At 61.9% G+C, this 20,487-nt stretch carries 17 protein-coding genes; 7 read left to right on the top strand and 10 right to left on the bottom strand.

What is annotated here, in order from left to right; translation table 11 throughout:
- Window positions 1-121 precede the first annotated feature (121 nt).
- The 3 genes from dbpA to cadR all read right to left on the bottom strand — a co-directional run bounded on the left by dbpA (window position 122) and on the right by cadR (window position 2,295).
- The gene (dbpA, locus tag FVF58_RS11915; protein ID WP_149670101.1) at window positions 122-1,525 is read right to left on the bottom strand and encodes an ATP-dependent RNA helicase DbpA; all 1,404 of its coding nucleotides are present in this window, start codon (window positions 1,523-1,525) and stop codon (window positions 122-124) included.
- Window positions 1,526-1,560: 35 nt separating this feature from the next.
- Entirely contained in the window at window positions 1,561-1,761 is a 201-nt protein-coding gene (locus FVF58_RS11910; protein ID WP_149670100.1) for a hypothetical protein, read from the bottom strand.
- A gap of 102 nt (window positions 1,762-1,863) precedes the next feature.
- Entirely contained in the window at window positions 1,864-2,295 is a 432-nt protein-coding gene (gene cadR / locus FVF58_RS11905) for a Cd(II)/Pb(II)-responsive transcriptional regulator (protein WP_149670099.1), read from the bottom strand.
- 92 nt (window positions 2,296-2,387) lie between these two features.
- Between cadR and FVF58_RS11900 the strand changes: the two genes are divergently transcribed.
- The gene (locus FVF58_RS11900) at window positions 2,388-4,739 is read left to right on the top strand and encodes a heavy metal translocating P-type ATPase (protein WP_149670098.1); all 2,352 of its coding nucleotides are present in this window, start codon (window positions 2,388-2,390) and stop codon (window positions 4,737-4,739) included.
- A gap of 23 nt (window positions 4,740-4,762) precedes the next feature.
- Here the strand turns inward: FVF58_RS11900 and FVF58_RS11895 are convergent, their stop codons facing one another.
- Window positions 4,763-5,806: a helix-turn-helix domain-containing protein gene (locus tag FVF58_RS11895; protein WP_149670170.1), complete on the bottom strand. Its 1,044-nt coding sequence runs from the start codon at window positions 5,804-5,806 to the stop codon at window positions 4,763-4,765.
- A 331-nt stretch (window positions 5,807-6,137) separates the two neighbouring features.
- On the opposite strand from FVF58_RS11895, the gene adh reads away from it, so the two are divergent.
- Window positions 6,138-7,658, top strand: a complete 1,521-nt coding sequence (gene adh, locus FVF58_RS11890) for an aldehyde dehydrogenase (protein ID WP_149670097.1) — start codon at window positions 6,138-6,140, stop codon at window positions 7,656-7,658.
- A 76-nt stretch (window positions 7,659-7,734) separates the two neighbouring features.
- On the top strand, window positions 7,735-8,130 hold the full coding sequence (locus tag FVF58_RS11885; protein ID WP_149670096.1) for a DUF779 domain-containing protein: 396 nt from the start codon (window positions 7,735-7,737) through the stop codon (window positions 8,128-8,130).
- A gap of 4 nt (window positions 8,131-8,134) precedes the next feature.
- On the opposite strand, the gene eutC is transcribed toward FVF58_RS11885, so the two are convergent.
- The 3 genes from eutC to eat are packed head-to-tail and all read right to left on the bottom strand — an operon-like array spanning window position 8,135 to window position 11,775.
- Window positions 8,135-8,935 carry an ethanolamine ammonia-lyase subunit EutC gene (eutC, locus tag FVF58_RS11880; RefSeq protein ID WP_149670095.1) on the bottom strand — a complete coding sequence of 267 codons (801 nt, stop codon included), beginning with the start codon at window positions 8,933-8,935 and terminating at the stop codon, window positions 8,135-8,137.
- Window positions 8,932-10,326: an ethanolamine ammonia-lyase subunit EutB gene (locus FVF58_RS11875; protein ID WP_149670094.1), complete on the bottom strand. Its 1,395-nt coding sequence runs from the start codon at window positions 10,324-10,326 to the stop codon at window positions 8,932-8,934. Before FVF58_RS11875 ends, eutC begins: the two co-directional genes overlap by 4 nt.
- A 45-nt stretch (window positions 10,327-10,371) precedes the next feature.
- The gene (gene eat / locus FVF58_RS11870; protein WP_149670093.1) at window positions 10,372-11,775 is read right to left on the bottom strand and encodes an ethanolamine permease; all 1,404 of its coding nucleotides are present in this window, start codon (window positions 11,773-11,775) and stop codon (window positions 10,372-10,374) included.
- Window positions 11,776-12,013: 238 nt separating this feature from the next.
- Between eat and FVF58_RS11865 the strand changes: the two genes are divergently transcribed.
- Window positions 12,014-12,880: an AraC family transcriptional regulator gene (locus FVF58_RS11865; RefSeq protein ID WP_149670092.1), complete on the top strand. Its 867-nt coding sequence runs from the start codon at window positions 12,014-12,016 to the stop codon at window positions 12,878-12,880.
- A gap of 731 nt (window positions 12,881-13,611) precedes the next feature.
- On the opposite strand, the gene gyrB is transcribed toward FVF58_RS11865, so the two are convergent.
- The 3 genes from gyrB to dnaA all read right to left on the bottom strand — a co-directional run bounded on the left by gyrB (window position 13,612) and on the right by dnaA (window position 19,097).
- Window positions 13,612-16,083 (bottom strand): DNA topoisomerase (ATP-hydrolyzing) subunit B, encoded by a 2,472-nt coding sequence (gene gyrB, locus FVF58_RS11860; RefSeq protein WP_149670091.1) that lies wholly within the window; start codon window positions 16,081-16,083, stop codon window positions 13,612-13,614.
- Window positions 16,084-16,196: 113 nt separating this feature from the next.
- Window positions 16,197-17,300, bottom strand: a complete 1,104-nt coding sequence (gene dnaN, locus FVF58_RS11850) for a DNA polymerase III subunit beta (protein ID WP_149670090.1) — start codon at window positions 17,298-17,300, stop codon at window positions 16,197-16,199.
- A 219-nt stretch (window positions 17,301-17,519) separates the two neighbouring features.
- On the bottom strand, window positions 17,520-19,097 hold the full coding sequence (dnaA, locus tag FVF58_RS11845) for a chromosomal replication initiator protein DnaA (RefSeq protein WP_223191144.1): 1,578 nt from the start codon (window positions 19,095-19,097) through the stop codon (window positions 17,520-17,522).
- Between the two features lie 385 nt (window positions 19,098-19,482).
- Here dnaA and rpmH point away from each other — a divergent pair, with 385 nt between their 5' ends.
- The 3 genes from rpmH (at window position 19,483) to yidD (ending at window position 20,462) form a co-directional block, all read left to right on the top strand.
- Window positions 19,483-19,617 carry a 50S ribosomal protein L34 gene (gene rpmH / locus FVF58_RS11835; RefSeq protein WP_004198824.1) on the top strand — a complete coding sequence of 45 codons (135 nt, stop codon included), beginning with the start codon at window positions 19,483-19,485 and terminating at the stop codon, window positions 19,615-19,617.
- A gap of 19 nt (window positions 19,618-19,636) precedes the next feature.
- Entirely contained in the window at window positions 19,637-20,116 is a 480-nt protein-coding gene (locus FVF58_RS11830) for a ribonuclease P protein component (RefSeq protein WP_149670088.1), read from the top strand.
- A 115-nt stretch (window positions 20,117-20,231) separates the two neighbouring features.
- Window positions 20,232-20,462, top strand: coding sequence for a membrane protein insertion efficiency factor YidD (yidD, locus tag FVF58_RS11825; RefSeq protein ID WP_006050604.1), 231 nt, complete (start codon window positions 20,232-20,234; stop codon window positions 20,460-20,462).
- Window positions 20,463-20,487 lie beyond the last annotated feature (25 nt).

The following is a 20,487-nucleotide window of genomic DNA, read 5'->3' as shown; positions in this document are numbered from 1 at the left end:
GGCCGGCCAGATCAGGGCTTGCGGGGAAGAAACAGGGCGGTGCGAAGAACGCGGAAAACCCGGAGGTATGACGTAATGTGATGCGCGCATGGACGGCTGCGAGCGCAGCCGTCCACGCCTGTCAGGCGTCGTCCATCATACGGACCTTGACCTTCTTACCCTTCACCTTGCCGGCGCTGAGTTTGCGCACCGCATCGCGCGCGACGCTGCGCTCCACCGCCACATAAGTCGACATTTCGGTCACGTTGATCTTGCCGATCTGCGTGCCGGCGAAACCCGCCTCGCCGGTCAGCGCGCCGAGCACGTCGCCGGGACGGATCTTTTCCTTGCGGCCGCCGAGAATCTGCAGCGTTTCCATCGGCGGCAACAGCGGCTCGTTGCTCGCCGCCGTGAGTTCGGAAAGCTTGTGCCATTCGACATCGCGTTTTTGCGCCAGTTCGAGACTGCCGACACGGCCCATCTCGTTCATGCTCGCGAGACTCAGCGCCCAGCCATCCTGATCGGCACGACCCGTGCGGCCGATACGGTGCACGTGCACTTCCGGGTCGGGCGTCACGTCGACGTTGATCACCGCCTCGAGTTGCGCGATGTCGAGACCGCGCGCGGCGACATCGGTCGCCACCAGCACCGAGCAGCTGCGGTTCGCGAACTGGATCAGCACCTGATCGCGCTCACGCTGATCGAGTTCGCCATGCAACGCGAGCGCGTGGAAACCTTGCGCGCGCAGCACGTCGAGCAGATCGCGGCATTGCTGCTTGGTATTGCAGAACGCGAGCGTGCTCACCGGACGGTAGTGGTTCAGCAGCAGACCAACGGCGTGCAGCCGCTCGTCTTCGGTCACCTCATAGAAACGCTGACGGATCTTGGTGTTGTCGTGCCGTTCGGCAAGCTTCACTTCCTTCGGATTGCGCAGGAACTGCTGACTCAGTTTGACGATGCCCTCGGGGTACGTCGCCGAGAACAGCAGCGTTTGCCGCTCTTTGGGGCATTGCTTCACGACGGTCGCGATATCGTCGAAGAAACCCATGTCGAGCATGCGGTCGGCTTCGTCGAGCACCAGCGTGTTGAGCGATTGCAGCGGCAGGCTGCCGCGCTCGAGGTGATCCATGATGCGGCCCGGCGTGCCGACCACGATGTGTGCGCCGTGTTCGAGGCTCGCCGTTTGCGGACGCATCGGGGTGCCGCCGCACAACGTGAGCACCTTGATGTTTTCTTCCGCGCGCGCGAGACGGCGGATTTCCTGCGTGACCTGATCGGCGAGTTCGCGCGTCGGGCACAGCACCATCGACTGCACGGCGAAGTTGCGTGTGTCGAGGCGCGCCAACAGCGCCAAAGCGAATGCAGCGGTCTTGCCGCTGCCGGTCTTCGCCTGGGCGATCAGATCGTGGCCGGCGAGCGCGATCGGCAGGCTTGCGGCCTGAATCGGCGTCATCTCGACGTAGCCGAGCTGCGTCAGGTTCGCGAGGGTCGCGGGTGGCAGCGCCAGCTCGCTAAACGGCGCGCCGGCGGGGGTGGGACTGTTCATGGGGTGAGGGCTCGCTATGGACTGAAGGCGGAAGATCAATCGGCCACGGGGCCGAGGTCGGGACGGCCTTCGAGCTGCTCGTACAGCACCGAACCGTCTTCCCCTTCGAAGCGTTCGAGGTAATTGCGCGTGGCACACAGCGGGCAGCGGAACAGCAGCCCCTGCCCTTCGTTCTTGATGACGACGTCCGACTCTTCCCACTGCGCTTCGCAGGTCTTGTTTCTACAGGTAAACACGTTGATTCTCCAACTGGATTCGATGATTGATTGGCGGGCCGCACGAAGGCCCGGCCATGCAGGATTGGCGCCGCGCTACCGGATTGCCGCGGCCGGGGCGCTTCAACCCAGATGCGTATGGCGCGCACGCGGCGCGCTCACGTCCATTTCGGTCAGACCGTGCACGATTCCGCAGTCTTCGACGGCCTGTTCGCCGTGGCATTGCTCGCGCAGCGTGGTCAGTTGCACTTTCAGCTGCTTCAGCTCTTCGATGCGGGTGTCGACGTGCGCGATGTGCTCGTCGATCAGCGCATTGATGCCGCCGCAACCGTCCGCCGGCGCGTCCGTCAGACGCAGCAAGGCGCGGATTTCGTCGTGGGTCATGTCGAGCGCGCGGCAATTGCGGATGAAGCGCAACCGTTCGACGTGCCTTGCCGTGTAACTGCGGTAATTGGCCTCGGTGCGTTCCGCTTCGGGCAATAGCGCTTCTTTCTCGTAGAACCGGATGGTTTCGGTCGTGCAATGGGCGATTTTCGCCAATTCGCCGATCTTCATGCGCCCTCCGGATAGCGGTCTCGACCCCGGGCCTTGACCTTGTAGTGGCTTCAAGGTGTTTACTAGACCACAAATCGACCCAGGAAGCCACTATGCGTGATGCCAGCCAACTCGTAGCCGACCACCGTGAACAGGGGGATGCCTGTGCTCACGGGGATGAAGGACATGCTCATGCGCATGGACATGTACTCGGGCACGAGTGCGACCATCGGCACGACGCGGCCGGCCACCCGGGCCACCCGCCCGCCCACGCCGATTGCTGCGCAAGCACGGCCGCCGTCCCCCTGCCGCTCCCCTTGCCGCGATCCGAAGCCGTCGGCGCCGGCACACGCACCGCGATCCGCATCATGCAAATGGATTGCCCGACCGAAGAAGCGCTGATCCGCAAGAAACTCGACCGCATGCCGGAGGTGCGCAGCATCGACTTCAACCTGATGCAGCGCGTGCTGACCGTCGTGCACGCGCCGAATGCGCTCGACTCGATCCTCGCCGCGCTCCGTTCTCTCGACTTCACGCCTGAACTCGCGGACACCGCCGCGCATGCAGCGCCTGCGGGCATCCGTGACGCGTCGACCACGCCGTGGTGGCCGCTCGCACTCGCCGGCGTCGCCGCGGCGGGTTCAGAAGCCGCCGGTTGGCTCGGCGCGCCGGTCTGGCTGGCTGCGGGTCTGGCGATCCTCGCGATCGCCTCTTGCGGCGTCACCACTTACCGGAAGGGCTGGCTCGCGATTCGCAACGGCAACCTGAACATCAACGCGCTGATGAGCATCGCCGTGACCGGCGCGCTGATCCTGCGCCAGTGGCCCGAAGCCGCGATGGTGATGGTGCTCTTCACGATCGCCGAATTGATCGAAGCGAAGTCGCTCGACCGCGCCCGCCATGCGATCCGGGGTTTGATGCAACTCACGCCGGAACAGGCGAGCGTGCAGCAGCCCGACGGCGGTTGGCGTCTCACCGGCCTCGACGCGATCCCGCCCGGCGCGCTGGTCCGCGTGAAGCCGGGCGAGCGGATCGCGCTCGACGGCGAGATCGTCGCGGGCCGCTCGAGCGTGGATCAGGCGCCGATCACCGGCGAAAGCCTGCCGGTCGACAAGACCATCGGCGACGCGGTGTTCGCCGGCACGATCAATCACGCAGGCTCGTTCGACTACCGCGTCACCGCCGCGGCCGCCAACACGACGCTCGCGCGGATCATCCACGCCGTCGAAGAAGCGCAAGCCAGCAAGGCCCCGACGCAACGTTTCGTCGACCGTTTCGCGCGGGTCTATACGCCGCTCGTGTTCACCATCGCGCTCGCTGTCGCGGTCGTGCCGCCGCTGCTGTTCGGAGCAGCGTGGCACGAATGGGTCTACAAGGCGCTCGTGATGCTGGTGATCGCGTGCCCCTGCGCGCTCGTGATCTCGACGCCGGTGACGATCGTCAGCGGGCTCGCGGCCGCCGCGCGCAAAGGCATTCTGATCAAAGGAGGCGCCTACCTCGAGGAGGGCCGCAAGCTGAGCCGGCTCGCGCTCGACAAGACCGGCACGATCACGCACGGCAAACCCGTGCAGACCGGGTTCGAGATGCTCGCCAGCGCTGACGTCGCGGTCGGCATCGACGCCGAACGTTGCCGGATGCTCGCGGCGAGTCTCGCGGGACGCTCCGACCATCCGGTGTCGATGGCGATTGCGGCAGCAGCGAAGAGCGACCGCCTGGCGCACGTCGCAGTCGATTCGTTCGAGGCGCTCGCGGGACGCGGCGTGCGCGGCGTGATCGACGGTTCGCCGTATTGGCTCGGCAATCATCGGCTGGTCGAAGAGCTTGGCCGCTGTTCGGCGTCGCTCGAAGCGCGGCTCGACTCGCTCGAACGCGAAGGCAAAACCATCGTGATGCTGGTGGACGCCGAGCGTGTGCTGGCGCTCTTCGCCGTCGCCGATACGGTGAAGGAGACGAGCCGCGCCGCCGTCGCCGAACTGCGGCGCCTCGGCGTCGCCACCGCGATGCTCAGCGGCGACAACCGGCACACCGCGTCGGCGATTGCGCGGCAGGTCGGGATCGACGAAGCGCTCGGCGATCAGTTGCCGCAAGACAAGCTGAACGCGGTCGCGCATTGGTCGGCGCAAGGCGCGACGGTCGGCATGGTCGGCGACGGCATCAACGATGCGCCCGCGCTGGCGCGCGCCGACATCGGCTTCGCGATGGGCGCGATGGGCGCCGACACCGCGATCGAAACCGCCGATGTCGCGCTAATGGACGACGACCTGCGCAAGATCCCGCTGTTCATCCGCTTGTCGAAGGCGACGCACGCGGTGCTGGTGCAGAACATCTCATTGGCGCTCGGCATCAAAAGCGTGTTTCTCGCGCTGACCTTGATGGGCACAGGCACGATGTGGATGGCGGTATTCGCCGATGTCGGCGCAAGTTTGCTGGTGGTGGGGAACGGGTTGCGTCTGCTGCGCAAGTGAGGGCGCGCGCTGCGCGCGTGCCGCTAGTGCGCAAATGCGCGCTCGTCCATGCACTGACAACCACCGATCGCCGCCTTTAACGTCTCCGAAGGCCGCACCCCGAACAGCTTCCGGTAATCGGTCGCGAACTGGCTCAGATGCCAGAAGCCCCACGCCGCCGCGACGTCCTGCACCGAACGCGCGTCGCACGACGCGTTCGAAAGATCGCGCCGCGCGCCGTTCAGGCGGATCGCGCGCAGATACGTGGCGGGCGCCATGCCGAGCACGTCCTGAAAGCAGTATTGCAGCGTGCGCCGGCTCACATGAAGACGCTCGCACAACTCCGGCACGTTCACGGCGCGGTCGCGATGGGCCAGCACATACTCGCGCGCTTCCGACACGATCGACTGACGGCGCGGGCGCGCCGGGATCGCAACCGGCTCCGAAGCCGGCAACGCGCCGACATCGAACAACATAGCCAGCACCGACGCCTGCAAACTGTCGCGCGCGACCGCAGACAGCGGCGCGCCGCTCGCCGCGCCATCGTCGAGCAGGCGGCGCAGCGACGCGCACAACCGCTCCTTGCGCGCCATCCCAATCGGCACGACTTGCGTGTTCGGCACATGATCGGCGAGGCCGATGCGCTCCACTTCCGCCGCGTAGCGGCGCAGTACATCGCTCTTCACCACCACGCCGAAAATCTCGTAGCCCGCCGTGGTCAGCAATTCGAATTCGACGCCGCCCGGACGGCACGCGAGCGCATCGGCCACGATCACCTGCGCGTCGATGCGGCCTGAACCGGCCGGACAAGTCGGAATGCCGAACCAGTAGGCGTCCTTCTGCACCTCGCAGGTTTGCCGCAACGTGTGGCTGGTCGTTTCGACGAACACCTGCATGTGATCGACACACAACTCCGTCAGTCCGCCGGTAAAACAGCCGGCGGTCAACTGATCGTAGGTCTGGCGCCAGCCATGGAGATTGCGCGCCTGTTCGTCGGCGTCGCGAGCAATGCGGGTTTGCACGCAGAAGCTCGGCTGCGGCGTGAGCGTCGAACGGGTCAGGCTGTCGCCTTGGGTATCAATCGTCATCGTCATACCGGATCTGTGCAAACGGAATATCGAGTCGCAAAAGAAGGCAAGTCCCATGCCGAACGCCACCGCTGTCTTTCTCGCTCACATCGCAGCGGTAGTCTGCGTGCCGCTGTTCAATTCATGAACAGCGCTGCACACACTGCTCAGAAACGCGACGCCGCATCGCCGCGCTCTCAGCAGTCCGCCGCATGATGCCACGCGCCGGTGCTTGACAGGTATGCACAGATCACCAGCGCGGTGCATTGGCACACTTCTGGCTCTACGCTGTCACGGTCGAGCGAAATATCTCGCCGGATATAGCCCATTCAAACATGTGAGGAGCACACAGATGAATCACGCGGAGATGCAGTTTCTGACCACCGAATTCCCGTACAAAAAGCAGTATGCGAATTTTATCGGCGGCGAATGGGTGAAGCCTGTCGGTGGGGAGTACTTCGACAACATATCGCCGATCACCGGCGAGCCCTTCACATCGATCCCCCGTTCGCGCGAGGCCGATATCGAACTTGCACTCGACGCCGCGCATTGTGCGAAAACGGCATGGGGCAAAACCTCGACCACCGATCGCGCGAACATCCTGAACCGCATCGCCGACCGGATGGAAGCAAACCTGCAACGCCTCGCGGTGGCCGAGACGATCGACAACGGCAAGCCGCTGCGCGAAACCATGGCCGCCGACATTCCGCTCGCCATCGACCACTTCCGCTATTTCGCCGGCGCCGTGCGCGCGCAGGAAGGTTCGATCTCGGAGATCGACGACGACACCGTCGCTTATCACTTTCATGAACCGCTCGGCGTGGTCGGGCAGATCATCCCGTGGAATTTCCCGATTCTGATGGCGGTATGGAAACTCGCGCCCGCGCTCGCCGCCGGCAATTGCGTGGTACTGAAGCCAGCCGAGCAAACACCCGCTTCGATCCTCGTGCTGCTCGAAGTGATTCACGACCTGCTGCCGCCGGGCGTCATCAACGTGGTCAACGGCTTCGGCCTGGAAGCCGGCAAGCCGCTCGCATCGAACAAGCGCATCGCGAAGATCGCGTTTACCGGCGAGACCACGACCGGCCGTCTGATTATGCAGTACGCGAGCCAGAACATCATTCCGGTGACGCTCGAACTCGGCGGCAAGAGCCCGAACATTTTCTTTGCAGACGTGATGAATGCGGACGACAGCTACTTCGACAAGGCGCTGGAAGGCTTCACGATGTTCGCGCTGAATCAAGGCGAAGTGTGCACGTGTCCGTCGCGCGTGCTGGTCGACGAGAAGATCTACGACCGTTTCATGGAGCGTGCGTTGAAGCGCGTCGCCGCGATTGCGCAAGGGCATCCGCTGGACAGCAAGACGATGATCGGCGCGCAAGCCTCGCAGGAGCAGCTCGAAAAGATTCTCTCGTATGTCGATCTCGGCAAGCAGGAAGGCGCCGAATGTCTGATCGGCGGAGAACGCAACCAGCTCGACGGCGAACTGAGCAAAGGCTATTACGTGAAGCCGACCGTGTTCCGTGGCCACAACAAGATGCGGATCTTCCAGGAAGAAATCTTCGGGCCGGTGGTTTCGGTCACGACGTTCAAGACCGAAGAAGAAGCGCTCGAGATCGCCAACGATACGCTCTACGGTCTGGGCGCCGGCGTATGGACGCGCGACGGCACACGCGCGTACCGCTTCGGCCGGCAAATCCAGGCGGGACGCGTGTGGACCAACTGCTATCACGCGTATCCGGCGCATGCGGCGTTTGGCGGCTACAAGCAATCGGGCATCGGCCGTGAGAATCACAAGATGATGCTCGACCACTATCAGCAGACCAAGAACCTGCTCGTCAGCTATAGCGAGAAGCCGCTCGGATTCTTCTAAGCTTCCCGCTGGCGCTAACAATCCTGTTCGAGCGGGCCGCGTTGCGCGGCTCGCTCTTTTTCAGCGAGGGCATGTGATGGCCGATGAAAAGAAAGTCGCCCGCGTCGTGGCGACGCCTGCCGCGATCGAGTTGATCGACACGTTGCGCACCCAGCATGGGGACGTGCTGTTCCATCAATCCGGCGGATGCTGCGACGGCAGCGCGCCGATGATGTTTCCCCGAAGCGAGTTCATGGTCGGCTCGTCCGATGTGAAACTCGGGACGATCGGCGGCGTGCCGTTCTACATGAGCGAATCGCAGTTCGAATACTGGCAACACACGCAGTTGATCATCGACGTGGTGCCGGGAAACGGCGGCATGTTTTCTTTGGAGCGCCCGAGCGGCATGCGTTTTTTGACCCGCTCCCGGCTTTTCGAAGATGACGAGAACGCGTGGCTGGAGACGCATCCGGTGGAACGGGTCGATGCCTGATTGTTTACGCCGCGCCTGGATTCTTTGACTCGTCGCTCACCGCGGGCGTGGCTGGCACACTTGCCAGCAGCGCATCGCTTTCGTCTTTCAGGCCGATGCCGGTCAGCCCAAGGCGCCGCGCATGCGTCAGCAGGTAATGCAACTTGTGCGCGGCCAGCGGATAGTCGAGTCCTTCGGGGCGCACATTCGAAATGCAGTTGCGTTGCGCGTCGCTACAACCCACTTTTGGCGCATACGTCAGATAGATGCCAAGGCTATCGGGCGAACTCAGGCCGGGCCGTTCGCCGATCAGCATCACCACGATCTTCGCATCGAGCAGCTCACCGATCTCGTCGCCGAGTGCGACGCGCGCCTGACGCGCGACCACCACGGGGCCGATTTTCCAATCCGCGAGTTTCGGGCAAACGGCTTGCAGCAACGGGATTGCTTGCCTCGATGCGGCGAACGCCGACAGCCCGTCGCCGATCACGAACACCACGTCATTTGGCTGCGCCGATCGCTGCATGAGTGTCGCGCGGCTCGCTTCCGACAAACGCCGCCCGAGATCGGGACGCCGCAAGTAATGCTCGCGATCAGGCGCGGCGCTATGCACGTCCAGTGACTCGAAGCCTTGCGCGTGTAGCTGCTCGTGCAACACATCGGCATCGAGCGGATGGTGTACGGCGTCGCGCGCCTGCGCATGCGACAGGTTGAACGCGAGCAATGGCGCGGTCGGCAAGCTGCTGCCCGCGCGGCCCAATGCGATGCGCGCGTTGGTGAACTGGCGCAGCGCGTTCCACGGATTCTTTTCGAGGAAGTCGCTCATACGATGCCCATCCAGTCGCGCGCGCCTTCCAGCAGCGGTTGTTGTGCCGACGCGCTCAGCAATGCGCCGCGTGAGTCGGTGATCTGCATCGACTCCAGCCACTCTTCGAACTCGGGTGCGCGACGCAAGCCGAGCACGTCGCGCACATACAGCGCGTCGTGGAAAGACGTGCTCTGATAGTTGAGCATCACGTCGTCCGCGCCCGGAATGCCCATGATGAAATTGATGCCCGCTACACCGAGCAGCGTCAGCAGGTTGTCCATGTCGTCCTGATCGGCTTCGGCGTGGTTCGTATAGCAGATGTCGCAACCCATCGGCACGCCGAGCAGCTTGCCGCAGAAGTGGTCTTCGAGACCGGCGCGCGTGATCTGCTTGCCGTCGTACAGATACTCAGGACCGATGAAACCCACCACCGTATTCACCAGAAACGGATTGAACTTGCGCGCCACCGCGTAGGCGCGGACTTCGCAAGTTTGTTGATCGATGCCGAAATGCGCGTCGGCCGACAGCGCGCTGCCCTGGCCGGTTTCGAAGTACATCAGATTGCTGCCGACCGTGCCGCGTTTCAGCGACAGTCCCGCTTCATACGCTTCCTGCAGCAGCGCGAGCGAAATGCCGAAGCCCGCGTTCGCTTTTTGCGTGCCCGCGATCGACTGGAACACCAGATCGACCGGTGCGCCCTTTTCGATGGCGGCGATCGTGTTGGTCACGTGCGTCAGCACGCACGATTGCGTCGGCACCTGATAGCGCTGGCGGAACTCGTCGATCATCAGCAACAGCTTCGTGATTGCGGCGAGATTGTCGCTCGCCGGATTGATGCCGATCATCGCGTCGCCGCAACCGTACATCAGGCCGTCGAGCATCGACGCGGCGATGCCTTTGACGTCGTCGGTCGGATGATTCGGCTGCAGACGTACCGACATATGGCCCGGTAAACCGACCGTGTTGCGAAAGCGCGTGATCACCGGACGTTTACGCGCCGCCGCGATCAGATCCTGATTGCGCATCAGCTTCGACACCGCCGCGACCATCTCCGGCGTGAGGCCTGCGCCGATGCGGGTGAGCGCGTCGGCATCGGTCGAGCTGCTCAGCAGCCAGTTGCGGAAATCACCGACCGTCAGATGTGCGATCTCGGCGAAAGCCTGCGGAGAGTGATCGTCGATCACCAGACGCGTGACCTCGTCGCTCTCATAGGGGATCAACGCTTCGTTGAGGAACGCGCGCAACGGCACCTGCGCGAGCGCCATTTTTGCAGCGACGCGTTCTTCTTCGCTCGCTGCCGCGACGCCTGCGAGCTGGTCGCCGGATCGTAGCGGACTGGCTTTCGCGAGCAGCGTTTTCAGATCCGCGAAGCGATACGTGCGGCTGCCAATCGACTCGGTGTAGCTCATATTTACGACTCCAATCGCCGCCGCACGCGCAGCGGCCCCGATCCGTCATTCTTCCAGCAAAACATCCGCTGACGCCGTGTCGCGTTGATGGCGCGTCAACAGGAAGTAGACGTAGCCCAGCACGAGAAAGATTGCGAACACGACCGCCACCAGAAAGTTGAAGTAGACCATCGTAGCCAGACAGATCAGCGCGGCGATCAACGCGAACGCCGGGAACAATGGAAAGAGCGGCGCGCGGAACGGTCGTTCCATGTTCGGCGCCGTGCGGCGCAGCTTGAACAGCGACAACATGCTGATGATATACATCACGATAGCGCCAAACACGGACATCGTCACGATGTTTGCCGTCAGCGTCTGTCCGCCGAACTGGATCAGCTCGTCGCTGTAGATCGCCGCGATGCCGACTACGCCGCCCGCCAGAATCGCGCGATGCGGCGTCTTGAAGCGCGGATGCACTTTCGACAGCCACTCCGGCAGATAGCCCGCGCGGGCCAGCGCGAAGATCTGCCGCGAGTAACCGAGGATGATGCCGTGAAACGACGCGACGAGTCCGAACAGCCCGAGCCACACCAGCATATGCATCCAGCCGCTGTGTTCGCCGACGATGAACTTCATCGCTTGCGGCAGCGGGTCGTTGATGTTCGCGAGCCTGGTCCAGTCGCCCGCCGCGCCGGCAAACACCATCACGCCGATCGCGAGCACCACCAGCGTCAGAATCCCGGTGATGTAGGCGATCGGAATCGAACGCTTGGGGTTGCGCGCTTCTTCGGCGGCCATCGCGACGCCTTCGATCGCGAGGAAAAACCAGATCGCGAACGGAATCGCCGCGAACATGCCGTGGAACGAACCCATGCTGAAGGTGTTTGCGCCGGCCCAGCCGCCCGCCGTGAAGTTCGACCAGCGGAAGCCCGGCGACACGACGCCCATGAAGACGAGCAGTTCGAAGATGGCGAGCAGCGTCACGCACAACTCGAAGGCCGCGGCAATCTGCACGCCGACGATGTTCAACGCCATGAACACGAGATACGCGCACATTGCCGCGTGCTTCGGCTCGAGACCTGGGAACTGCACGTGCAGATAGGCGCCGATTGCGAGCGCGATGGCCGGTGGCGCAAACACGAATTCGACCAGCGTCGCCGCGCCGGCCAGATAGCCGCCGGTCGGGCCGAACGCCTGGCGCGCGTAGGCAAATGGGCCGCCAGCATGCGGGATTGACGTGGTGAGTTCGGTAAAACTGAAGATGAACGTCGTATACATCGCGGCAATGAAAATCGCCGTGATGACGAAGCCGAGCGTGCCGGCGCTCGCCCAGCCGTAGCTCCAGCCGAAATATTCGCCGGAGATGACGAGACCGACTGCGATGCCCCATAGCTGCCATGTGCCGAGCGTCTGCTTCAGCTCGTGATGCATGACCTTGCCGATGGGCTGATTGCTGGACTCTGATTTCATCGGACGCTCCTGATGTTTACCGTTTGCTGCGTGGGACGACAGGCTTCAGCCGATGGTAGTGAGCCATTAATCGAGGTGTTATCGAAATTCGGCAATTCTCCGGGCACGTAGCGGGATCAGCGGATGCTTAAATGTGTTTACACGCTGTCCACCAAGTTCGCAGGATTTGGTAAACGGCGACGTGGTACTTTTGTTTTTGTCCGGATCCCATTCGCACCGCTTTTCTGTCCACTCAGTCATGAACGATTCAGGCAATCGGGCTCGATATGAAACGCGGCTCGCACGCGTGCTCGACCACATCTACGATCATCTCGACGAACCGCTCGATATCGAACGGCTGGCGGATATCGCGTGTTTGTCGCCATATCACTGGCATCGGATTTATCAAGCGATGTACGGCGAGACGGTCGCGACGACGGTGCGCCGCTTGCGCTTGCATCGCGCGGCCGGTTTTCTCGCGAACAGTTCGATACCGATTGCGGAGATCGCCGAGCGTTCGGGGTATAGCAGCTTGCAGTCTTTCTCGCGCACTTTTCGTGCGACCTTTGGCATGCCGCCCGCGCGGCACCGGAAGCAAGGCACTCATAGCCGGTTTCGTCCGGCGCTCTCAGGAGACGATCAAATGACGATGCGTGAGGTCGTGATTCGGAACGTGGAACCGATGGACATTCTGTCGGTGGATCACGTGGGTCCGTATATGCAGATCGGCAAGGCGTTCGATGCGCTGTTCGGCTGGTTGTCGAAACATAACCTGCTGGCGGCGCAGATGCGGATGATCGCGGTTTACTTCGACGATCCTGGGGTTGTGGAAGAGAACGCGCTGCGCTCGAAAGCGGGCGTGTTGTTGCCGCATCCGATTCAGGCTTCGGTGACGGTGAGTGTGCCGGTCTCTGTGACGCACGTGAAAGGCGGTGAGTACGCGGTGTTGCGGCACAAGGGACCGTATAGCGATATGCGTGCGGCTTATGAGTGGTTGTATGGGACGTGGCTGGTGCAGTCGGGCCGTGAGGCGGCGGATGCGCCGGTGTTCGAAGAGTATCTGAATAGCCCGAAGGACACTGCGCCTGCCGAGCTGCTTACCGAGATCTGTTTACCGTTGGTTTGATCGCTTGGTGAGTTTTGCGTGTGGTTGCGCACGTATACGCAGCGCGCTTTATGGGTGCCTCTCTGGTTTTTATAGTCTTTGTATATGTATACGTAGTAATAGTTAACAAGCATCGCTCCTGGCTGTGGATAACTTGGAACTTCGTTTACGGATCAAGGGACTGCGGAATCGATAACCCGTGGGAGCGCAGGCGGACAGGCGAGCGGAGCCTGGGAAAACTTTTCTGCCGCCAGGTTGGACGGTGGGTTTATCAAGGTTTCGTGCACAAGGTGCCAGGGGGTCTTTACAAGAGTTATCCAGAGGAGGGTGTGGATAAGTTTTGGGGTGTGGCGGATCGTGTGGGGAGTTTTCGGCGGCCAACGCCGTGCATTCCTGTATGAACACAAGAATGCCTGCTTTGACCCGCGCGACTATGCGGAGCTAGATGATCTGAGTCTAATTGACGACGAAGTTCGATTCGTACTGCGAACGTACCGACAGATTTTTTTGGCCTACTCGCGTAACGCCATCCCGTCGGCTAACTGGTCAATTTTGTCAGGAGGTAGGCTTCAGAAAACAAAAAGGGTTACAAGCAAAAAGCTCGTAACCCGTCCGAATTTATCGATGGGAGCGAGTGACTGGGACACTCACCCCGCCGCGCCTAAAAGGCCGCAAATCAAAATGCTGAGGCTGCTTTCACATAAGGCAGGCCAGTCGCGATTACTCCGGCGCCCTAGGGAAAAACTACCCACTCAAACGTCAATATTCCCCGCCCGCAACGCATTCGACTCGATGAAAGCCCTACGCGGTTCCACATCATCGCCCATCAGCGTGGTAAAGATGCCGTCAGCAGCAATAGCATCCTCAATCTGCACACGAAGCAAACGCCGCACAGCCGGATCCATCGTCGTTTCCCAAAGCTGCGCGGGGTTCATCTCACCGAGGCCCTTATAGCGCTGCTTGGAGACATTGCGTTCAGCATCGGCCAGGAGCCACTTCATCGCACTCTTGAAGTCGCTGACAGCCATACTGCGCTCCCCACGCTTGATCACAGCCCCAGCGCCAATCAAGCCCTTGAACGTATTCGCGGTATTGACCAGCTGCTGATAATCCGCGGTCAACTGAAACTCTTCATCCAGCACGGAGACTTTCTGATTGCCATGATGCGTGCGCGCGACGCGCAGCGAGCGCAGCTCACGCACCGGGTCATACATCGTCGTGACCGTCACTTCAGGCTTCAGCGCATCATCGCGCAACTTTGCCTCGAGCGCTTTAGCCGACGTCTCAGCGGCCGTTTCGCTAGAGAGGTCGATAGCAACCCCATCCATCACAGCCTCAAGCGCTCCGGCGTCATACAACCGGCTCAGACGATTGACCACAGCTTGCGCAAGCAAATAAGCGCGAGCCAATTCGCCCAGCGCATCGCCGGTAATCGGCGTTGCATTCTCGGCCGGCAATAGCTCCGACCCTTGCAGCGCAAGCTTCAGAATATGAGCATTGACCTCGGACTCATCCTTCAGATACCGCTCGTCCTTGCCGGCCTTGATCTTGTACAGCGGCGGTTGCGCGATATAGATATACCCGCGCTCGATCATCTCCGGCATCTGCCGATAGAAGAACGTCAACAACAGCGTCCGAATGTGCGCCCCGTCAACGTCAGCATCGGTCATGATGATGATCCGGTGATAACGCAGCTTATCGAGGTTGTAGTCTTCCTTGCCGATCCCGCATCCGAGTGCGGTAATCAGCGTCACGATCTGCTCCGAAGAAAGCAGCTTGTCATAGCGCGCTTTCTCGACGTTGAGCACCTTGCCGCGCAGCGGCAAGATCGCCTGAAACTTCCGGTCACGCCCCTGCTTCGCCGAGCCGCCTGCCGAGTCGCCCTCGACGATGTAAATCTCCGACTTCGCCGGATCCTTCTCCTGGCAGTCCGCGAGCTTCCCAGGCAGACCGACGCCATCGAGCACGCCCTTACGACGCGTCATTTCACGCGCCTTGCGAGCCGCATCGCGTGCGCGCGCCGCATCGACGATCTTGCCGCAAATGATCTTCGCGTCGTTCGGCGTTTCCAGCAGGAATTCCTCGAGCGCCTTCGCGACCACATCTTCCACCGGCGCGCGCACTTCCGACGACACCAGCTTGTCCTTGGTCTGTGCGCTGAACTTCGGCTCCGGCACCTTGACCGACAGCACGCACGACAGCCCCTCGCGCATGTCGTCGCCCGAGGTCTCAACCTTCGCTTTCTTCGCGACTTCGTGATCGGCGATGTACTTGTTCAACACGCGTGTCATCGCCGCACGCAAGCCGGTCAGGTGCGTGCCGCCGTCGCGCTGCGGAATGTTGTTCGTGAAGCACAGCACGTTTTCGTTGTAGCTGTCGTTCCACTGCATCGCCACTTCCACGCCCACGCCGTCTTTCTCGCCGTTCACGTGGAAAATGGTGGGGTGCAATACGCTCTTGGTCTTGTTGATGTACTCGACAAAACCCTTCACGCCGCCGACAAACGCGAAATCGTCTTCCTTGCCCGAACGCTGATCGCTCAGGCGAATCCGCACGCCGTTATTCAGGAACGACAGTTCGCGAATCCGCTTGGCCAGAATGTCGTAGTGATATTCGACATTGCCGAAGATCGTCTCGTCGGCCATGAAGTGCACTTCGGTGCCGCGGTTTTCGGTCTCACCCACCACTTGAATCGGCGACACGGCGACACCGTCGATCTCTTCGATCACACGGTTTTGCGGCACGCCACGGTGGAATTCCATGAAGTGCTTCTTGCCGTCGCGGCGCACGACGAGGCGCAGCCACGCCGACAGCGCGTTCACGCACGACACGCCCACGCCGTGCAAACCGCCGGACACCTTGTAGCTGTTCTGGTCGAACTTGCCGCCGGCGTGCAGCTCGGTCATCACGATTTCAGCGGCGCTGCGCTTCGGATCGTGCTTGTCGTCCATCTTCAGGCCGGTCGGCACGCCTCGGCCGTTGTCGGTGATGGAAATGGAGTTGTCCGCGTGAATGATCACCTGGATGTCGTTGCAGTGCCCGGCCAGTGCCTCGTCGATCGAGTTGTCGAGCACTTCGAACACGAGGTGGTGCAAACCGGTGCCATCCGATGTATCCCCGATGTACATCCCCGGCCGCTTGCGCACAGCCTCCAGACCTTCGAGGATCTGAATGGACGAGGCGCCGTAGCTGTTGTCGGGTTGCGTATTGTTCGTTTCAGTCATGGATTTTTTCCGGTTCTGCGTTACTGCAAGGTTGCTGCTCGGGACTTTTCAAATCGCCATAAAAACGCCAAAGGGGCGCTGCGCCCCTTGGTGTGTTATTGGTGTTGGACGCGTTAGATGCGCATCGGCATCACCACGTATTTGAATTCGTCGTTCTCGGGAATCGTGATCAACGCGCTGGAGCTGGCGTCGCCCAGGCTCACCTGCAACATGTCGACCTTCAGGTTCGCGAGCACGTCGAGCAGATACGTGACGTTGAATCCGATGTCGACGCTGTCGCCGTCGTATGCGATTTCCAGTTCTTCCTGCGCCTCTTCCTGATCGGCGTTGGTGGACATGATCTTCAACTGGCCCGGCTCGATGATGCAGCGCACGCCCTTGAATTTGTCCGACGTCAAGATCGCCGCGCGTTGCAGCGAACGCTGCAATTCTTCGCGGCCAATCAGGAATTGATTCTTGTGCGACTTCGGAATCACGCGCTGGAAGTCGGGGAATTTGCCTTCCACCAGCTTCGACACCAGTTCGACCTGGCCGAACGTGAACTTGACCTGCGTTTGCGCGATGTCGATCTTCAGCGTGTCGTCGATGTCTTCCAGCAGGCGCTGCAATTCCAGAATCGTCTTGCGCGGAATGATCACTTCCTGACGCGCGAACGAGCCTTCGATCTTCATCGACGAAAACGCCAGGCGGTGGCCGTCGGTTGCGACTGCCATCAACTGGTCGCCGTCCACCACCAGCAGCATGCCGTTCAGGTAGTAGCGGATGTCCTGCTGGGCCATCGAAAAATGGACCATACCGAGCAACTGGCGGAACGTCTTCTGCGGAACCACCAGGCTCGCGCCGTAGTCTTTAGCTTGCGCGACTGTCGGGAATTCGTCGGCGGCGAGCGTTTGCAGCGCAAAGCGGCTCTTGCCGGACTGCACCGTCAAACGCTTGTCGTTCAGCGTGAGCGTGACCTGGCCGTCGGGCATCGCGCGCAGAATGTCGAGGAGCTTGCGTGCCGCCACCGTGGTCGCCACCGAATCGCCGCCCACGCCGAAATCGGCACGCGTGGTGATCTGCAACTCCAGGTCGGTCGACAGGAACGACACGTCCGGGCCGTTCTTGGTAATCAGCAAATTGGCGAGGATCGGCAACGTATGGCGGCGTTCGACGATGCCGCTCACAGTTTGCAGCGGCCTGAGGAGGTTATCGCGTTCGGTCTTGACCAGTTGCATAGAGTTCCTTCGTTGATATAACGGCCTGCACGCCTTGCCAGGCAAGCATTCCAGCGCGCAGCCGTGGCTCCCCGCCGGCGCCACGCAGCGCCCGTCACGGCGTGAATCCGCCCGCGGCCGCCGGGCGGTTAAACCTGTATTGTGCCTGAAAACGGAACCGCCTCACTAAAATGGGGGCGAGTTTGAAAATAAACAGGTCGATTTTTCCGTCCGGGCCGCTCAGCCCTTCAGCGTCTGCTCCAGCACGTGCAGTTCGTGGTTCAGTTGCGCGTCCTTGCTGCGCTCGTCGGCAATTTTGCGCACTGCATGCAGCACGGTGGTATGGTCGCGCCCGCCAAACAGCTCGCCGATTTCCGGCAGGCTCTTCTGCGTCAGCTCCTTCGCCAGATACATCGCGATCTGCCGCGGCCGCGCAATGTTCGCCGGACGCTTCTTCGAATACATGTCCGCGACCTTGATGCTGTAGAAATCAGCCACGGTCTTCTGGATGTTTTCCACCGAAATCTGCCGGTTCTGCACCGTCAGCAGGTCTTTCAGCGCTTCTTTGGTCAGTTCGATCGTGATTTCGCGGCCGTGGAACTTCGAATACGCGAGGATCTTGCGCAGCGCGCCTTCCAGCTCGCGCACGTTCGAGCGCAAGTGCTTGGCGACGAAGAACGCGACGTCCTCATTCAGGCTGACGAACTCCGATTGCGCCTTGCGCATCAGAATCGCGACGCGCATTTCCAGCTCGGGCGGCTCGATCGCGACCGTCAGGCCGGAGTCGAAGCGCGAGATCAGGCGGTCGTCGATACCCGAGATTTCCTTCGGATACGTATCACTGGTGATGATCACCTGCGCCTTGTTCGCGACCAGCGCCTCGAACGCGTAGAAGAATTCCTCTTGTGTGCGCGACTTGCCGGAAAAGAACTGAATATCGTCGATCAGCAGCAGGTCGAGCGAGTGGTAGTAGCGCTTGAAGTCGTCGAATGCCTTGCGCTGGTAGGCCTTCACCACGTCGGACACATACTGTTCCGCGTGAATGTAGCGAATCCGCGCGCCGGCCTTGTCCATCAAAAGCTGGTTGCCGATCGCGTGGATCAGGTGGGTCTTGCCCAGACCCACGCCGCCATACAGGAACAGCGGGTTGTACGAGATGCCCGGATTGTCCGCAACCTGAATCGCCGCGGCGCGCGCGAGCTGGTTGGCCTTACCGGTCACGAAGTTGTCGAACGTCAGCACAGGGTTCAGCTTCGAACGCTCGTACATCGAGTCATTTTCGCCGCTGCTGTTCGAGCCCGCGCTCTGGCCCGGACGCCAGGTGCGGCGTGCGGCCGCAGCTTCGTTCGCGTCGAGGCTCGGCAGATCGAGGTCGGCGGCATCTTCGGCCGCCGCGCGGGCGTGCGCGTTTTGCGCGGCCATCGCCTGGTTGGCGCGCGCCATCTGCGCCGCTTGCACGGCGCCCACGGCCGCGTCGACCGCGGCGCCCCCACCGGCATGGCCGCCCATTGGCGCGGCCGAAGCAGGACGCGCCGGCGCTGGCGACGACGCCACCGGGGCGCGCATGCCTGCTTTCGGGTCCAGTACGAATTGCACGTCGACCGGCGCGTGCCAGAAATCGCGGGCCATATCCGCGATGCGGCCGGAGAACTGGCTCTTGACCCAGTCGAGCTTGAAGCGGTTCGGCGCAGCGATGCTAAGTGTGTTCGCAGCGGCGTCGAAGGCGACCGGGGCCAACGGTTTGATCCACGTCACGTACTGCTGGGGCGTGAGCTCACGCTCCAGCAATGCGGAACAGTGTTGCCAGAAATCGTTCATCGAGTTGCTGTCGTTATGGTGTGCACGGCGGTCGCCGCTGCCCTTGTCGCGCGCACGCAACAAGGCCCTGAGCAGCCAGGCGTAACGGCCCCAGGCGCCTGTGCCACAAGGGTTTGCGGGGCAAGCGAGCCGGAGCGGCGTGCAGCATTTTTGGGAAGTAAGGCGAGATTCTAACGCCAAAACGGACCGGCAAGGGAGTTATCCACAGGGACTGATCATCTGGCGAACAAAGTCCGGCTTGCGGCCGAACCAGGCTAAACTATTGACGGCCAACGGAAAAGCGGTTTAAATAGCGGGTTCCGCGAAAACCAATTCAGAGTAAACCTCCGGCCATTGCGCTTTCAGCGATGATCGCGCGGTTTTTTTTCGATCAAGTGAGAGCAACATGAAACGTACTTACCAACCTTCCGTCACCCGTCGCAAGCGCACCCACGGCTTTCGCGTTCGCATGAAGACCGCAGGTGGCCGCAAGGTCATCAACGCACGCCGCGCGAAGGGCCGCAAGCGCCTCGCCATCTAAGGCGAGCGGATTGCGCGCTGTGACCGAAGCCCGCGGCGAAGCGGGAGCGGCAGGGGCGCAGCAACAGGGCTCGGTTCCGTTGCGAGCGCAAGCCGCCTTCCCCAAAGCCGCAAGGCTGCTGAAAACGGATGAATTTTCATCCGTTTTTCGTTTGCGCCCGTGGCGCCGCACCGCGCACTTCGTGGTGTACGGCCGGCCCACCGGCAATGAAGCTCGCTTGGGCCTCGTAATCGGCAAGAAGTATGCGCCGCGCGCGGCCACGCGTAATCTGGTGCGTCGAATCGCGCGTGAAGCTTTCCGGCTGCGTCGCGCGGAGTTCGGCGGTTGGGATGTGCTGCTGCGTTTGCACACGCGTTTCGACAAGAAGGCTTTGCCGAGCGCTTCGTCACCGCCGTTGAAGGCGTTGTGCCGCAGCGAAATCGAGGCGCTGCTCGACAAGGCAGCGCGCGAAATTGTCCGTCGCGAGGCGCCGCCCGCGGAAGCGCCCAAGACGGAATGACGCTCAAGTGACCGCCCGTATTCGAGTTTTGGCAGTTCAGGCAGCTTTGGCAGCCGGGCTGCGCGGGCGTCACCCGGTACTCCACGTTGCGCGGCGCTGTCCGGCCGCACCTGCCATGCAAACGGTACTCATCGCTTTATTGCGTTTTTACAAGCTTGCCGTGAGCCCAATGCTCGGCAACCGGTGCCGTTTTTACCCTTCCTGCTCTGATTACGCGCGCGAAGCAATCCAGTATCATGGCGCCGCGCGCGGGACTTATCTCGCCGCCAGGCGTATTTGCCGCTGTCACCCGTTTTCCGCGGGCGGCATCGATCTCGTCCCGCCTCCCACTTCTGAAAAGCGCTGACGCGCCGTTCCATCGACACTGAGAC

Source organism: Paraburkholderia panacisoli, assembly GCF_008369935.1.
GTDB classification, from domain to species: Bacteria; Pseudomonadota; Gammaproteobacteria; order Burkholderiales; family Burkholderiaceae; genus Paraburkholderia; species Paraburkholderia panacisoli.
The sequence above is the reverse complement of the archived record's forward strand: the minus strand, read 5'-3'. Positions and strand labels throughout refer to the sequence as shown.

What these genes read in the sequence shown, in the direction of transcription:
- gyrB (WP_149670091.1), bottom strand. Translation starts at nt 16,083, where the DNA reads ATGACTGAAACGAACAATACGCAACCCGACAACAGCTACGGCGCCTCG.
- eutC (WP_149670095.1), bottom strand. Translation starts at nt 8,935, where the DNA reads ATGAGCGACTTCCTCGAAAAGAATCCGTGGAACGCGCTGCGCCAGTTC.
- FVF58_RS11875 (WP_149670094.1), bottom strand. Translation starts at nt 10,326, where the DNA reads ATGAGCTACACCGAGTCGATTGGCAGCCGCACGTATCGCTTCGCGGAT.
- eat (WP_149670093.1), bottom strand. Translation starts at nt 11,775, where the DNA reads ATGAAATCAGAGTCCAGCAATCAGCCCATCGGCAAGGTCATGCATCAC.
- yidD (WP_006050604.1), top strand. Translation starts at nt 20,232, where the DNA reads ATGCAAACGGTACTCATCGCTTTATTGCGTTTTTACAAGCTTGCCGTG.
- dnaA (WP_223191144.1), bottom strand. Translation starts at nt 19,097, where the DNA reads ATGAACGATTTCTGGCAACACTGTTCCGCATTGCTGGAGCGTGAGCTC.
- dnaN (WP_149670090.1), bottom strand. Translation starts at nt 17,300, where the DNA reads ATGCAACTGGTCAAGACCGAACGCGATAACCTCCTCAGGCCGCTGCAA.
- FVF58_RS11865 (WP_149670092.1), top strand. Translation starts at nt 12,014, where the DNA reads ATGAACGATTCAGGCAATCGGGCTCGATATGAAACGCGGCTCGCACGC.
- rpmH (WP_004198824.1), top strand. Translation starts at nt 19,483, where the DNA reads ATGAAACGTACTTACCAACCTTCCGTCACCCGTCGCAAGCGCACCCAC.
- FVF58_RS11885 (WP_149670096.1), top strand. Translation starts at nt 7,735, where the DNA reads ATGGCCGATGAAAAGAAAGTCGCCCGCGTCGTGGCGACGCCTGCCGCG.
- FVF58_RS11900 (WP_149670098.1), top strand. Translation starts at nt 2,388, where the DNA reads ATGCGTGATGCCAGCCAACTCGTAGCCGACCACCGTGAACAGGGGGAT.
- FVF58_RS11895 (WP_149670170.1), bottom strand. Translation starts at nt 5,806, where the DNA reads ATGACGATTGATACCCAAGGCGACAGCCTGACCCGTTCGACGCTCACG.
- dbpA (WP_149670101.1), bottom strand. Translation starts at nt 1,525, where the DNA reads ATGAACAGTCCCACCCCCGCCGGCGCGCCGTTTAGCGAGCTGGCGCTG.
- adh (WP_149670097.1), top strand. Translation starts at nt 6,138, where the DNA reads ATGAATCACGCGGAGATGCAGTTTCTGACCACCGAATTCCCGTACAAA.
- cadR (WP_149670099.1), bottom strand. Translation starts at nt 2,295, where the DNA reads ATGAAGATCGGCGAATTGGCGAAAATCGCCCATTGCACGACCGAAACC.